Origin of the sequence: Eudoraea algarum, from assembly GCF_050589645.1 — a bacterium.
Lineage (GTDB): Bacteria > Bacteroidota > Bacteroidia > Flavobacteriales > Flavobacteriaceae > JBNGOQ01.
Window position 1 is genome coordinate 557,237 of record NZ_JBNGOQ010000004.1, and the last position, 14,503, is coordinate 571,739.

At 44.7% G+C, this 14,503-nt stretch carries 15 protein-coding genes and 1 tRNA gene; 7 read left to right on the forward strand and 9 right to left on the reverse strand.

Annotation, left to right across the window (positions count from 1 at the left end; all coding sequences use genetic code 11):
• Window position 1 precedes the first annotated feature (1 nt).
• The 3 genes from ACRD67_RS17630 to ACRD67_RS17640 form a co-directional block, all read right to left on the reverse strand.
• Window positions 2–958 carry a nucleoside hydrolase gene (locus tag ACRD67_RS17630; protein ID WP_430968545.1) on the reverse strand — a complete coding sequence of 319 codons (957 nt, stop codon included), beginning with the start codon at window positions 956–958 and terminating at the stop codon, window positions 2–4.
• Between the two features lie 363 nt (window positions 959–1,321).
• The gene (locus tag ACRD67_RS17635) at window positions 1,322–1,492 is read right to left on the reverse strand and encodes a DUF6747 family protein (RefSeq protein WP_430968546.1); all 171 of its coding nucleotides are present in this window, start codon (window positions 1,490–1,492) and stop codon (window positions 1,322–1,324) included.
• Window positions 1,493–1,743: 251 nt separating this feature from the next.
• Window positions 1,744–2,073 carry a YegP family protein gene (locus ACRD67_RS17640; RefSeq protein WP_430968547.1) on the reverse strand — a complete coding sequence of 110 codons (330 nt, stop codon included), beginning with the start codon at window positions 2,071–2,073 and terminating at the stop codon, window positions 1,744–1,746.
• A gap of 327 nt (window positions 2,074–2,400) precedes the next feature.
• Here ACRD67_RS17640 and ACRD67_RS17645 point away from each other — a divergent pair, with 327 nt between their 5' ends.
• Together ACRD67_RS17645 and ACRD67_RS17650 are read left to right on the forward strand one after the other, a co-directional pair.
• Window positions 2,401–2,652 carry a hypothetical protein gene (locus tag ACRD67_RS17645; protein ID WP_430968548.1) on the forward strand — a complete coding sequence of 84 codons (252 nt, stop codon included), beginning with the start codon at window positions 2,401–2,403 and terminating at the stop codon, window positions 2,650–2,652.
• Window positions 2,653–2,746: 94 nt separating this feature from the next.
• Entirely contained in the window at window positions 2,747–3,508 is a 762-nt protein-coding gene (locus ACRD67_RS17650; RefSeq protein WP_430968549.1) for a hypothetical protein, read from the forward strand.
• A gap of 90 nt (window positions 3,509–3,598) precedes the next feature.
• Here ACRD67_RS17650 and ACRD67_RS17655 read toward each other — a convergent pair whose 3' ends face one another.
• Window positions 3,599–5,194: a M1 family metallopeptidase gene (locus ACRD67_RS17655; protein WP_430968550.1), complete on the reverse strand. Its 1,596-nt coding sequence runs from the start codon at window positions 5,192–5,194 to the stop codon at window positions 3,599–3,601.
• A 193-nt stretch (window positions 5,195–5,387) separates the two neighbouring features.
• On the opposite strand from ACRD67_RS17655, the gene ACRD67_RS17660 reads away from it, so the two are divergent.
• Together ACRD67_RS17660 and ACRD67_RS17665 are read left to right on the forward strand one after the other, a co-directional pair.
• A complete protein-coding gene (locus ACRD67_RS17660) occupies window positions 5,388–6,203 on the forward strand; it encodes an AraC family transcriptional regulator (RefSeq protein WP_430968551.1) in 816 nt (271 codons plus the stop codon).
• 73 nt (window positions 6,204–6,276) lie between these two features.
• A complete protein-coding gene (locus ACRD67_RS17665; protein ID WP_430968552.1) occupies window positions 6,277–6,771 on the forward strand; it encodes a VOC family protein in 495 nt (164 codons plus the stop codon).
• 108 nt (window positions 6,772–6,879) lie between these two features.
• On the opposite strand, the gene ACRD67_RS17670 is transcribed toward ACRD67_RS17665, so the two are convergent.
• From ACRD67_RS17670 to ACRD67_RS17690, 5 genes are all read right to left on the reverse strand, one after another.
• Window positions 6,880–7,380 carry a hypothetical protein gene (locus ACRD67_RS17670; protein ID WP_430968553.1) on the reverse strand — a complete coding sequence of 167 codons (501 nt, stop codon included), beginning with the start codon at window positions 7,378–7,380 and terminating at the stop codon, window positions 6,880–6,882.
• 62 nt (window positions 7,381–7,442) lie between these two features.
• The gene (locus ACRD67_RS17675) at window positions 7,443–8,033 is read right to left on the reverse strand and encodes an SUKH-4 family immunity protein (RefSeq protein WP_430968554.1); all 591 of its coding nucleotides are present in this window, start codon (window positions 8,031–8,033) and stop codon (window positions 7,443–7,445) included.
• A 66-nt stretch (window positions 8,034–8,099) separates the two neighbouring features.
• On the reverse strand, window positions 8,100–9,515 hold the full coding sequence (locus ACRD67_RS17680; protein ID WP_430968555.1) for a formylglycine-generating enzyme family protein: 1,416 nt from the start codon (window positions 9,513–9,515) through the stop codon (window positions 8,100–8,102).
• Window positions 9,516–9,844: 329 nt separating this feature from the next.
• The gene (locus ACRD67_RS17685; protein WP_430968556.1) at window positions 9,845–10,546 is read right to left on the reverse strand and encodes a DNA-binding domain-containing protein; all 702 of its coding nucleotides are present in this window, start codon (window positions 10,544–10,546) and stop codon (window positions 9,845–9,847) included.
• Between the two features lie 284 nt (window positions 10,547–10,830).
• Window positions 10,831–10,903: transfer RNA gene (locus ACRD67_RS17690), tRNA-Phe, on the reverse strand.
• 143 nt (window positions 10,904–11,046) lie between these two features.
• On the opposite strand from ACRD67_RS17690, the gene ACRD67_RS17695 reads away from it, so the two are divergent.
• The 3 genes from ACRD67_RS17695 to ACRD67_RS17705 are packed head-to-tail and all read left to right on the forward strand — an operon-like array spanning window position 11,047 to window position 14,453.
• Window positions 11,047–11,775 (forward strand): type III pantothenate kinase, encoded by a 729-nt coding sequence (locus ACRD67_RS17695; protein ID WP_430968557.1) that lies wholly within the window; start codon window positions 11,047–11,049, stop codon window positions 11,773–11,775.
• Entirely contained in the window at window positions 11,776–13,041 is a 1,266-nt protein-coding gene (bamG, locus tag ACRD67_RS17700) for a BamG family beta-barrel-assembly machinery protein (RefSeq protein ID WP_430968558.1), read from the forward strand.
• Window positions 13,042–13,082: 41 nt separating this feature from the next.
• On the forward strand, window positions 13,083–14,453 hold the full coding sequence (locus tag ACRD67_RS17705; RefSeq protein ID WP_430968559.1) for a hypothetical protein: 1,371 nt from the start codon (window positions 13,083–13,085) through the stop codon (window positions 14,451–14,453).
• Window positions 14,454–14,503: the final 50 nt, after the last annotated feature.

A 14,503-nucleotide genomic window follows, 5' to 3' on the forward strand; every position in this document is an offset into this window, starting at 1 on the left:
TTTATTTTTCCAAAAGACCATAGTGCTTTAGGCTTTCCCAAAAATCCGCTACCATTTCCTCTACCTCAATGGACGTATAGATGTGTATGCTGCGGTTGGTATTTTCCGCAGGTGTGGTAAAGGCCTCTTTTTTTGCCAGTTCCGGATGGGCCAGTGCCTCTATGATGGCCAAGTCCCACATGATCCAACGCTTTTTTTCCGAATCCTTCTGGGTCCACCACCGCTCATAATTTTCCCATCGTTCTACTAGATAGTCGGCAACACCGCCTTTTCCTTTTAGCTGTGCATCAACATCCGTTTTTTCGAAGACCAGATGCTGGCTGGTGGTCGCGCTCATTATATTTAGATCAAGTCCTTTGGTGTTCAACAGGATTTCAACCGCCAAAGGGTCATTTCCGGTATTGAATTCTTTTTTGTTATAGCTATTGGTCTTAACATCGTGCCAGAACCCAATGTAGTGCACCTTGATCTTGGGAACTATGGAGGGGTCCTTGAGCACGGCCGATGCCACGTTGGTACAGGGCCCTAGGACAACCACATGCAGTTGCTTGCCCACGGGCATTTGATGTGCCATCCGTATGATATGGTGCATGGCTTCGGATTCCATGGGGGCGTTACTGTCCAAAATGGGTTTGTTGCTCCCCAAAGGACGCTTGATGTCCTGTCTTTTCATCAAATCCAAGATGTCCTCATTGATCTTTTGGCTTTCCAGAACAGTGGTATCACTGGCCAGCGGTGAGGTATGGAATTGTGCCGAAGTAATTCCCAAAAGATCAAATTTAGGCTCTACCAAGGCCCGTACCAGGGCATAAAGATCGTCCACTTCATTGGCCGTATCGGTGTCTATAAGGATGGGAACCCTATCTTGGATAGACTGACCAAAACCACCAGTGGCGCAAAGGGTGGTAAAGGAGAACACCAGAATCAAAAAATGGGTCTGCAAACAAGTCCTATTCATAGCATTTGGGTTGGCCGGATGATCCCGGAACCGGTGAAGCTACTAAGATAGTGATTGTTTCCAAGTCGAAGGGAGGCAGGTGCGCCGTGAAACAAAACAAAGGCCCCAAAATTTGTCGGGGCCTTTGCATACTAAGTACACGTAATATAAACTAAAAGTTATTGGTTAGGGGTCGCTATATCTTGTCTGTATCCAGTCCTGGTTACAAGGAGCCGTCCAAAAAGGACGGGCTATCCTATGAAACTGGTGGCTTTAACGATTAGAAAAATCATAAAAGAAATATACACACAGCCAAGAGCGACAAAAAAATCGATCAAATCAAATTTGCGTTTCATCTTTTTGGGCTTAAACAATTAAGATGCTTTAGTCAAAAATAAAACCGGTGGATACCCTAAAGATAAAGGCATATAAAACCACTGCAAACATGATAAAACTAAACCATGCAAAGGCTTTAAAATACTCTCTAACAATGAAGTTCCCCAGGTTCTTAAATGCATCCAAATAAATTCCTCTAATAAGTAACATTGTCTTCATACACCTGACATTTAATTTAATGGTTGGAATACAAATTTAGGGCCGCAAGGCCCCCTAGGGCAGATTTTTGGCGCAAGCCAGGGAAAACATCGATGAAATGCACGGTGATGACAAGAGAGCGATTTTAATGGCAGTTCACGGAATTTACTAGGTAGTGTTTTTATAGGCCACTGCCAAAACGCAAAAAAGGGACGGTTTTGCCGTCCCTTTTTGATGGACCTTTTGGGTCCTAAAAGCCTATGATCGCGCGTTTAAGACTGGTCGTCTATGGATGCGCCCGAAGCATTCTTTTTTACAGAAGCGATTCCATTCTCCATAGCGGATGTACTGGAGTACATTTCACTGGAACCGATTACTTGGCCGTTACTGGCCTTAAGATTAAAGTACGGCTGACCGTTTTTGGCGGTCTTTCTTTCATAGTTACCGTCGTTGCCGGAATTCTTTTTTACGGATTCAATTCCGTTGTCGCAGGCAGATTTGGAGTTGTAGGCCTCACTGCTCAGGATAACTTGCCCATTGGCAGCTTTTAGGTTGAACCTAAGCTTGCCGGCCTTATCCTTTTTGATTTCAAATTTTCCCATGATAAATTTTAATTTTGGTGTATGGCGATAAACATACGAATAATTTCCTTTGTACTCAACTTCCTATTAAAATTTTAAAAGGGCCAGGGACAAACATTTAAGGTAGACCGACCGCTGTTTTCTGGCGAGGGAAACTAGTGCAAAAAAGGAAGTCTTTGATAAATCGACGATAAATAGGGGACAAACAGTGTGATATTCCCGTATTTTTCATAAAAAATTCAAAAAAGATCAAAATAATCTAAATTGTATGAATAATATGTAAAATTTTAACAATTTTGTAGTACATTTAATAGCGCTATTTCTTTCCTACTTTCTACCCATAGATCGATGACGATACTAGATTATTTGGAACTGTCCGACCAAGGACAGTGGGACGAATTATTGGAACACGGCAAAAAGATTGCGGAATATAAAGCCAAGGATCGCAACTTTTCGCTTTTTGTCATGGACAACTTCTTCGTGGAGTTGGAACGGGAGCCCTCTGGGGATGCCTTGGTCTGTTTACATCCTTTTGTGAAAGGGGAAAGGCTTCAAAAATATATCAACGATATGGACGTCAATGAAGGATATTTCTATTAGCTACCCAGGGGGATATGAAATCGTACATTTTGACGGGAATTCTTTTTAGCCCCGTATTTTAATCGTATATTCAGGGGGTTAAAAATTAGAGACAATGAGACAGATATTACCACTACTAGCGGCGGTCCTTTTGTATGGATTTAACGGATGGGGCCAGAACGGAGCCGGATTCCAACAAGTTTCCCAATTAAGAGGGGGAGGCGCAGGCGGGATGAACCTTGCAGCCATTAGCTACTATAACGAATTGAGCAAGAAGCTTCCTGAAACCACCGATGGGCGCCAATTAACTGCATCCAATATTGAAGGTTCCATGTATTTTACCGACAAATTTGTGCCTGGTACGGTCTATTACCTGGACAAAGTATTTGGAAATTTCCCGATGCGCTACAACGCCTTTACCGATCAGATAGAAATACGCAAGGAAGGAAGCACGGTATTGGAGGCCATGCACCAAAGTCCTGGGCTATCCAGTCAGATATTAAATACCAAGTACACGTTTCTTTCGTACCGCAACAGCAAGGGAGATATGGAAGAGGGCTATCTTGTTCCCTTAACATTGGGCGAGAAATACAGACTGTACGAAAAACGTTCCAAAGCCTTTAAGGAAGGGCAGGCGGCAAAGACCTCTTTTCATAAGACTACGCCACATAAATTTGTGGACAGGCAGGCGTTTTATATCGCAAGGGATGCCGAAAATCCAAAGTATTTTAAAGGCTCCAAAAAGGAGCTGATCGCCTTTTTCGGTGCCGATGTGGCAAATACGTTAAAGTCTTACATCAAACAAAACAGATTAAACCTAAGCGAGCAAAAAGATATGATCGCTTTGGTGGCCCATGCCAATGGGTTGGAACAGTAGTTCGGTGTAGGCAGGATCCATTCCCTAAATTCAATGGTCTTGTTGTTGCCTATGGCGGGTGAAAACGACCATAGGGTCAAGGACGATTTGTTATTGGGTTTGCTTTTCACTGAACAATAGCCACACCTCAGGATCCAAAACTACCTTATCCGGTTTGGAGCCTACCTTGATCTGGTAGGTTGCCGATGCTTTGTCTATCTCCACGGTGGTTACGGTCATTTCATTGTTATGAACGATACCAACGTCAAGTGGGAATTTAAAGGTATGGTGTTGTTGTAGCTGCGTTGCGGAAAACTCCAAGGTCCCTTTGCTGAATGCCCAGCTCCATGCCAGTTCTGGTTGTCCCTTGGTAAACACCCACTGCTCAAAGAAGTCTGCCAGTTCCTGTCCCGAGGCCGCCTCCATGGCCTGGCGAAAATCTACCGTCATGACATTTGCGTTTTTATGGGCCTCGTAATAGGCCCGTATGCCCTTCCAAAATGTTTCGTCCCCCAGTTTATGCCTTAACATATTAAGCACCCACCCGCCTTTTTGATAGGTGTTGATGCTCAATACCTTCATAGGGTCTTTGATCGAATTGTCCACAATGGGCGATGGGTTCTTAGCGAAATAATCCAGGATTTCCTTTCGGTCTACCAGAAGTTCCTCCTTGCGTTTGTCATTGCCATAAACGGCCTCCTGGTACAGAATGGCAAAGTAGGTGGCAAAGCCCTCGCTAAGCCACACGTGGTTCCAACTGTTTTCCGTGGCCGAATTGCCAAACCACTGGTGTGCAATTTCATGGGCGATCAACCCCTCTACCGTGTTTTTTCCCGTCACCGAGTTTTCAAAGTAGGCAATGGTCCCCGCGTTTTCCAAGCCGCCCCATTGGGTCTTGGCCTGCATATTGGCCAACTTGGCAAAGGGATAAGGGCCTATGTGTGTTACAAAATAATCCAACACTTTGGTGGCCACGGCATAATCGGCGAAACCGTCCAACCTGTTTTCAGGATATACCCAGGCCGTAACCGGAATGTCGCCGACCATGCCCAAGAGCTTGGTGGCGAACTGGGTGACCCCAATGGTGGTCACCTTCATGGCAACCGGGGCCGATTCGCTATAGCTGGTGAGCTTGAACCCGTTTCCAAGATGGCTTTCCTCTATTTTTTTTCCGGTGGCCACCACATCGTAATGATCCGGGGCCGTAATCCGGAATTCTACCGTTGCCTTGTCGTAAGGATGGTCTACGCAGGGAAGCCAATGCCGGGCCAGATTGGGCCAATTGTCACCAAAAAAGGAGCGCTGCCCAAATTTGGTGGTGTCAATGACGAGCCCTCTTTGCGGAATGCCCCGGTACCTTACCTTAAAGGTTCTGGTTGTCGGTCCGTTGGCTGTAGGGGTAATCAAAATTTTGTTCCCGCTGTACACATAATCGGCCTTCGTATCAGCTTCGGACACCCCGATAAGGTCCATACCGTATGCGCCAGATTTACCAATGAGATCCAGAGCAAAGGGTTTTACACCTTCCTTAAAATCTACCGTAATCAGGGCTTCGCCGGTTATTTCATTGTTGTCGTCATTTAAGGAAAGTCCAAATACGTAGTGCTGTACATCGGCCGTTTCGTTTCTGTTGTACACGTCCTGTGCATTGATTGAGGTACTGCAAAGACAGGCGATCAGGAGGATTAAAGTATAAATGCTTTTCATAGTAGATATCTTGGTTTTGAAGGTGGAAGCCCTAGGGTTTCCAAGATCATGAAGGTACTATAATTTACGATTTACATCCAAGGTTTTAATGACCTGGGAAGTGAATTACTTGACTGAAATACAATAAATCATCAACTTGCATTAAAATAATAGCCGAGACCGATGTTCCCCATTTAAAAAATCATCCCCGATCATGAACTATCAAACATTTGAGCCACATCCAGATTTACAATCACTCATTAACTGTTATTGGACCTTGGAGGTTCCTGCTGAAACGGATAAGGGAAAACAGCGGATCGTACCCGATGGTTGTATTGAGATGGCCTTTATCCTAGGAGATGACATAAAACGCTATACGTCCCAAGAAGAATTTATCCTTCAACCCCGTGCCATGGTATTGGGACAAACCATGGAACCGTTTTATATAGAACCCACGGGATATGTCAATACCTTTGCCGTCAGTTTTTACCCTTACGGATTTGCCAACTTTGTAACGGTCCCCATTAAGAACTTGGCCAATAAAGAAACACCAATAGCATCATTGTTTGAGGAAAAAATCGCCAGGGAACTGGAACAAAAAATAATTCGGGCAACAAACGTTGGGCAACGCATACAAATCATGGAAAGCTTTCTCCTGGAAAGGCTAAATGACAGATCAACCATTGACCATATTGTAAGGACAACCGTTGATGCCCTTTTGTCAACAAAGGGAAACGCACCCATAAACACCATTCTTAAGGAAGACTTGTCCAAAAGAAGGCAATTGGAGCGAAAGTTTGCAAAACAAATTGGAGTTAGCCCCAAACAGTTGGGCAAAGTAATCCGATTGCAGACCGCATTAAAAATGTTGCTCAACAAAGAGTCGGAAAGCCTGACCAATATTGCTTATGAAAGTGAATATTACGACCAGGCACATTTTATTAGGGACTTTAAGGAGTTTACGGGAACTACTCCGACAGCGTTTTTGGACAATGAAACTATGGCCCTTTCCTCGCTTTTCTACAAATAGCTCTTTGTCGCATTTATACAATTTTGACCCTTACAAATAATTGAACTTTGCACCATCATTTTAAACGGGAAAAATGAACAGCACTATACGAAGCGCTACGATAATACTTGCCTTTCATCTTATGGCTTGTAACCATCAAAACAAATCCATTCCAGAAGCAGAAAAAGCAGCTTCCGACCAAGAACAAAAAACGAATGACATGAACAGTTTTATTTCCCTTTTTGAAATTCCGGCAACGGATATTTCACGGGCGGTCAATTTTTATCAGGCAATTTTGGATATCAGCATTGAGAAAATGGAAATGCCGGGCATGGAAATGGGAATATTTCCGTACGAAGGACAGATGGTTACGGGGGTAATACTAAAAGGAGAAGGGTACAAACCTTCGGCCAATGGGGTAAGCATCTATCTAAATGCCGGGGACGATCTTCAAATGGTTCTGGATAAGGTAGAAAAAAATGGCGGAAAAATAATTGTTCCAAAAACCGCTCACGCGGATGAAAATGGTTTTTTTGCCTTGTTCCTGGATACGGAAGGAAATAAGCTCGGTCTAAATTCCCCAAACTAAAAGGGGGAAAAACGGACATACAACAATAGTATCCTATGAAAAGCCCTGGTCCGGTTCCCTGAAGTTCAAAAGAATGATTGTTTTTTTAATTCCAATAATCATATGAGATTATTCATTTTTTATCATTTTGGAAATAAATTCATCTTCTTGTCCGAATTGATAGTCGATTTTATTTTCTCTCAAAAACTTTAGTATTTCAATAAGTTGAGTCTTATTTATTTGACTTTCCATAGTTACATAAATCCAATAATTCTCTCCATCTTTATTTTTAAGGCTTGGGAGATTTGAGATAATTTCTTTTTTACACGATTCAATGGAGTGAAATTTTAAGTCCTTCATCATTAATCCATCTTCAGAAAAAAGAACGAAGTTATTGACCATTCTTTCCGGGAGTAAATCCGTGTAGAGAGTATCGGTATTCGAAGACTTTAGCCATAGATTAAATTTATCAGCAAAAAGTTGTATTTCAGAATTAGAAGTTGAGTCAATCTTATCACCTTGAATTTCGAAAGTATCATCATGTTGTCCAACCATAAAAATTGGGATTTGAAAAATAAGAAGAATTCCTATGACAGTTTTATTCATTTTATTTTGGATGTTATGTAACATGTCAAGCAGTTTTTTGTTTGAATTTTCATATTCAAGAAGTTTGCGGTCAAAAACAAATCTCTCTAATTTCTATTTTGAATGTCCTCTCTCATTTCCAAATCCATATCAAGTTGGATTTTCCAAAACCCTTCATTGGCGTAAGTCTGATTATCAGCTTTTTTAATAGCATGTTTCAGTTTTTCAAATTGTGAATCTGAAAAATCACAATTTAAATACGCATCTTCTCCATTTTCAACCAAAAGATTGTTTACAAAATCACGGTAAGCCAATAAGGATTTAGCCATTGAGATTATCGAAGTATTGAAAAATCTTGGTGAGAAGTAATCTTCATGGTCCAGATATTCAATTTTTTCATTATCCAAGGTATTGATTACAATGGGATCACCATCACTGCAAGAACCTATGACCACGTATTTGTCAAATCCAGGTTCCAAAAAGTCGTAGATTTTGGTAAGCTTGTGAATACCACGGTACTTGTCATCAGTATTGCTGCCAAATGATAAAAAGGGGGGTGCATCATTCGGAAGCCCAGAAATAGAAATAAACTCGATAATTGGTTTGGACAGGCCAAGGTTAACAAGCCGGCTGGGGCTAATCTTATTAAGATTCCCTTTTTTTGATATCCATTGCTTTTCGAACTCCTTAGGTGTCATTTTAATTTCGCTTGAAATAATGTTTTATCCTTTATTTAAACTTTCACCATACCCTGTTGCGCACCCTTATTCGTTGACCGTTCTTCCAAACCTACCGCCATAGGCCTTGGCACGGTTGCCTCCGGACCATCCCCCAAAGGGGCGGTACCCCACAGGGCTGTAGGGATTAAAATCGTGATAGGCCCTTCCGTAGCCATAAAATCCGCCGCCCCTAAAACCAAAACCGCCGGTCTCTTGCACGCCTTTGGGCCAATCCTCGTTGGTGGCAAAACCGTAATTGGTGAGCACGCCATCGCCATGGGTGCCCAGATAGGCCCTGCCCTTGGGGTGGCCAATGCTGATGACCCGTTCCCAAAGTCCGCCAGACAAATCCATCACCCAGTAAAAGGATGCGGCAAACCATTCCTTGTTTTCATCGGATAATTGAGACTCCGTCAATCCCTGGGCCATGACCAGCACCCCATCATCGGTAACGCTTCTCTGAATATTGCTTTTGGAAGAAGTCCCCCAGGGAAATTCGTTCTTACCAGGTTTGCCGGTACCTCTTGCCGCCTTGGTGAATTCAAATTCCGTTAGGGGCCTTAGGCCCGCCCAGTCCGCATAGGCCATGGCATCGTCCCAGCTGATATAATTGCAGAGCGCATCCGGTACCCTGGCCGTGTAGACCCCATGTTCCATCACAATGGAACCCCTGTTGGCGTAGTAGTCCTTTCCCCCAAAATTGGCACGGTGCTGACTTTGGTCCGGGCTCAGTGCGTTCAAAAAACGGGCATATTGGCCTTGGGTAGGTTCATATTTCATAATGTAAAAGGGGTTGACCCCCTTGGGAAACGCAGCGGGAATGGTTCCTGCCTGATCGCCGCGATAGGCCTCTGGAGCTTGATAATACAGCTTGTTCTCCCCGGGCCCAATTTCTATGACCTGATTTTCGGCCGTAACGGGGAACAGACCTTTGAACTCGCCCGAGGCGTTGGATCTGTAGAGTGTGCCCTGGTCCATTTTGGACGTATCCGCTTCGCCAAGGATAAAGCCCCCCTTGGGAATATGGACCATTTCAATGCCATAGGCAGAAAAGTTGCCGTTGTAGGTGTCCGCGTTTTCAAAGCTTTTTTGATCGAGCATGATCTTAAGGGTAGCCTGTATCTTTCCCCGAAAGGGCTTGCCGGGTTTAAGGAACAGGCCCACACTGTCCGATGGGACCTCGAAACGGATCAGATCTTTGTCATTCGAGGTAGATACCACCTCATGGCCAGAGGGCAAGACCTTCACGTGCCTGGTATTCCAATTATTGTTCAACAATTTAAAGAACACCCATACGGCATCATGGTTTGTCTTGTTGTGCCAGGCATTGTCCCAACTGATTTGTAGGACGGTATAGGACGTGCCATTTTCCTGGTAGAGTATGGGTCTGGAGATGGTAAGATCGTTAGCAAAGGAGGCCATGCCGATCCATAGGAAAGTGTAGACAAATAGGTGCTTCATGATGTAACGTTTTATTGATTGCCGGTGAAACCCAAAAAAGGTGTTCACCTCCTAAAGATAGGGGAGATTTTTGGTTTATCCATAGCTGTATTGGCGCAGGCGGTCCAGGCCTGTTTTTGCAGGGATGCCGTATATCTGCCAGGGATTTGTTTTAAATCTGCCAGAGATATATACACGATATGCCAAAGATGAGGTTTGCATCTTTCAAAGATGTGATATGCATCTGTTAGAGATGTGCTTTGTGTCTCCTAGATATGTATTTTGCCTCCGCTAAGGATTTATTTTATATCTGTCAAGGATTTTGATGATCTGCACAACATAATTGTGTATCAACCCACGGTAAGGGTATGGTGCAAGGTACCTATGCGCGTTTGGGTCTGCTTGGTATAGCTCCTGCGCACTTCTATGATATATTCCCCAACGGTAAGGGATGGCGGCACCATGAACATGAGTCGCCCTTCGGTATGTATGGAGACCGATGTTACCTTGGTGGCCTGCCCACCGTTTTCGGGCACCAGGAAGATCCCCTCTTCTTCATTGGCCAGATCGTACTTGAGTGCCTGCCCATTTATTTCACCAATATTGTCGGGCGTAAGTACGCTATCTGCCGTGTGGCTTCCGTGGTCCGTGTATTGGATCAGCAGGGGGACCGGGAGGGGTATGGAAATGCGCTCCCCAATGGCGTGGCGCATTCTCCTTTTTACGATCGTGCCCTCGCTCACCGCTGCCCTAAAATGGTGCCGTTTGGGATCAAACGGGTCCGTGTTGCCGTTAAAGACCCCTTTTATACTGGGTACGTAATTGGCGCGGGGCGTATTTATGGCCCAGCCATCGGCAAGGGCATCGGCGATTTCTTGGGTAAGCAGTGCCAGGGTGGCCTGCATGTCCTGCCGGCTAATTCCCGTGCCCCTTTTGGCCATGCGGTCCAACAGATTCTTTTCTAAAAGGGACCCCCTTGTATGTACTTTGCCCACTTTGTGCCCCGGTTCCGGACCAATGGGCAGGTCCTGTAGATAATACGGTATGTTCATGGTCTTGTTTTTAAATCCGGTTATGGACCGTAAAACTGTGGAATAAATGCACGGAAAGAAAAACCGGTGTAACCAGTGGGCGTATGGGCGTATAAGTGGGAGATGGGGATGAAAAGGATGATGTTTTTCTATCAGTTGTTGTACCTCCAGGGCTAACTTCGTTGTGCTTGTTGTTCCTTTTGGGACCCCGGCTGCAAATGCAGAACCTGCTGCCTGCGGCAGCGGTTTCCCTATCCCTCTGAAAACAAGAAACCCGCTCTATTGAGCGGGTCCTGTGCTTGATGTGGTACCTCCAGGAATCGAACCAGGGACACACGGATTTTCAGTCCGTTGCTCTACCAACTGAGCTAAGGTACCAGTAAAAAGCGGAGGGCGCAGCCCTCCGTAGCTACACCACAGGTGTGGCGTAGGAGGGTGCAAATATAATTTCAAATTTAGGAACTACAAATAAAAAAAGGAAAAAAGGCTGCTGTTTTTTTACATTTCCTGACCTTTGTGTCATGAACCTCATTATCGATGCCGGAAATACCGCAGTAAAGCTCGCCGTCTTTGAAAAGAACGCGCTGCTTTCCTTTGAAAAAATTGCCCTGGCCGATTTTTCAAAAAAGGCCAAGGCCTTTATAGATAGGTTCCCGGATATAAGGCGTGCCATAGTGTCCTCCGTGGGCTACCTGGATAAAAGGGCCATAGATATGATCTGCATCTTCTGCGAGGTTCACCAACTTAGCCATGCCTCCAAAACACCCTTTAAAAATTCGTATGCCACGCCCCAGACCTTGGGTGTGGATCGTATTGCCCTGGCCACTGCCGCTTTTTATTACAATCCCAAGGGCAACACCTTGGTCATTGACGCCGGTACCTGTGTTACCTATGACATGATCAACGACTATGGGGAATATTTGGGCGGGGCCATTTCCCCGGGCTTGCAAATGCGCTATAGGGCCATGCACGAACAGACTTCAAAATTGCCCTTGTTGGAGCCCGAGGACACGCTGGATTTTATAGGAAACTCTACTGAAAATAGCATGCACAGCGGGGCAATCAACGGACTTTGCCGTGAATTGGACGGGGTTATAGATCAATATCAAGAGCGTTTTACAGATTTAACAGTTATTTTAACAGGCGGTGACGCCCAATTTTTGTCAAAACGATTAAAAAATACCATATTTGCGCATTCCAATTTTCTCCTGGAAGGGTTAAATTATTTGCTGGAATACAACAAACGCTAGATGGTTAAGAAATTCGTAGTTGCAATAATATGCTGTATTGCATACAATACGTATGCGCAAGACGGTACAGTTTCTCCTTATTCTTTTTTTGGTATTGGTGAGTTAAGGTCGGCCACCACGGTGGAGAACCAGATGATGGGCGGGATAGGCCTCTACGCGGACAGCATCCATATCAACCTAAGAAATCCGGCAGCCTACGGAAACCTAAAACTTACAACGTATACAGTAGGTGTGTCCCATAGGGAAGTACGGCTCAAGGACTTTACCACAGAGGAAAAGACCTCGGTGACCAATCTGGACTACCTGGCCATTGGCCTGCCCTTGGGAAAGGGCTTTGGACTTGGCTTTGGCATTTTGCCCCTGTCCTCCACGGGCTATAATATTGTGGCAGAGACCGTGGATCAAAACCAAGACTCGGTCACCACAGTTTTTGGGGGAGAAGGGGGTATCAATAGGGTATACCTGTCATTGGGATACCAATTGGCAAAAAACCTTACCATTGGGGCTACAACCAACCTCAATTTTGGAACCCTGGAAAATAGGGTAATACAGTCCGTACAAAACGTACAGTTCGGGACCTCGGACAGACGCGAATCCAGGGTGAACGGGCTCGACTTTAATTTTGCCGCAAATTACACCCCAACGATCAAGGACAAATACACGCTTTTTACTTCGGTGAGGATAAATACACAGGCCAACCTTACTTCCGAAAATTCTCAGCGTATAGGATCCTTTAATATCACCAACGGCCAGGATATCGAGGTCATCGATATTGACCTGGATGCACAGAACCTGAGAAATACCGAACTGAAGATTCCCACCACCACTACCCTTGGCCTTGGTTTTGGGGAGGAAAGGAAATGGTTCCTTGGCGGGGAATACAGCTTTCAGGCCTTGAGTTCCTTTACCAATGCTTTTATCAGTATCGATAACTTGGAATACCAGGACGCAAGTACCATGGCCTTTGGAGGATATTACATTCCAGAATACGGATCGTTTACTTCCTATTTGAAGAGAATAACGTACCGGGCCGGTGTTCGGTATGAAAAAACCGGTATGGTGCTTAATAATAAAGAGGTCAATAATTTTGGCATAACTTTTGGACTTGGTCTACCGTTGGGTGGAAATTTCTCCAATCTCAACATTGGTTTTGAGCTTGGGAGAAGGGGCACCACCGCTGCCGATCTGGTAGAGGAAAGTTACTTAAAAGTGAACCTGGGACTGTCCTTAAACGACAAATGGTTCCAAAAAAGAAAAATAAATTGATAAAAATTTAGTACATTAACCGCTTTAAATACATAGTCAAGATGAAAAAGAAGCTTTACGTAATGGCGATTGCGGTGCTCGGGATGATAGGCGTAGGAAATGCGCAGGCACAAAATCCGGAGTGCATGACCAATCTGTCCATATTCTCGGAACATGCGAAAGTAAAAAATTATGACGCGGCCTATACGCCGTGGAAAATGGTGTTGGAAACCTGTCCTGAACTGAATTGGGCCACCTTTGCCTACGGGAAGAGGATTCTTAAGGATAAAATATCAAAATCCTCGGGAGCAGAGAAGGAAGGCTATATCAGTGATTTGATCGCCCTTGGGAACAATAGCTTAAAGTACTTTCCCAAAAAGGCCAAGCCCGGAGTAGTGATGATCGATGAGGCGATGATGAAGTATGACAACAAAATGGCTTCCGATGAGCAGATTTACATTATGTTGCACAAGGCCTTTACCGAGGACCGGGTGAATTTTAAAAACCCTAAGGCGCTTTACCTTTATTTCTCTAGCTTGGTAGATCTTCACAAGGCAGGAAGCAAAGACCTTCAATTGGTCTTTGATACCTATGATGACGTAACCGAAAAAATTGAGGACGAGAACAAAAAACTGACCTCGATCATTACAAAACTTTTGCCCAAGGAAGATGAGGGTACCTTAACGACCAAGGAGAAAAGACGTTTAAAAGTGGCCACCACAAATTCCGAGTCTTTCGGTAAAATTGCCGGAAGTATCGATTCCAAATTGGGTGCCCTGGCCGATTGTGGCAACCTGATTCCCTTGTACAAAAAGAATTTTGATGCCAAGAAAGGCGATGTGGTTTGGGTAAAACGAGCCGTAGGACGTATGTTCAGCAAGGAATGTACGGAAGATCCCTTGTTTGTGGATCTGGTGGAGGCGCAAAACGCGCTTGATCCCTCTTCGGACACCTTTTTCTACCTAGGCCTGTTAAAGCAAAAAGCCGGCAATACACAAGGCGCCGTGGCAGATTTCAACAAGGCGGTGGAATTGGAGACCGACTCATATAAAAAATCGAACATCCTGTACAAGATCGCTACCATATATAGAAGGGGCAGTAAGTCAACTGCCAGGAGCTATGCCCAAAAGGCGATCAATGCCAACTCGTCCAACGGAAAGGCTTATTTGCTGATAGCCGGGTTATATGCAGGCAGTGCCAACCAATGTGGCAGTACACCTTTTGAGAAGCGCGCCGTATATTGGAAAGCCGCGGACATGGCCAGAAAGGCCGGTAGGGTAGATCCTTCCTTAAGTGGTAGGGCCCGCCAGACGGCAGCCAGCTACAGTGCCAAGGCACCTTCCAAAACAGATATTTTTAATTCTGGGAAGGCAGGACAGACCGTAACCTTCAGTTGCTGGGTAGGAGGCAGTGTAAAGGTTCCTGCACTATAAGATGATATTGTATTTTAGAAATAAGTTCAAGCGCATTGCCATAGTATTTT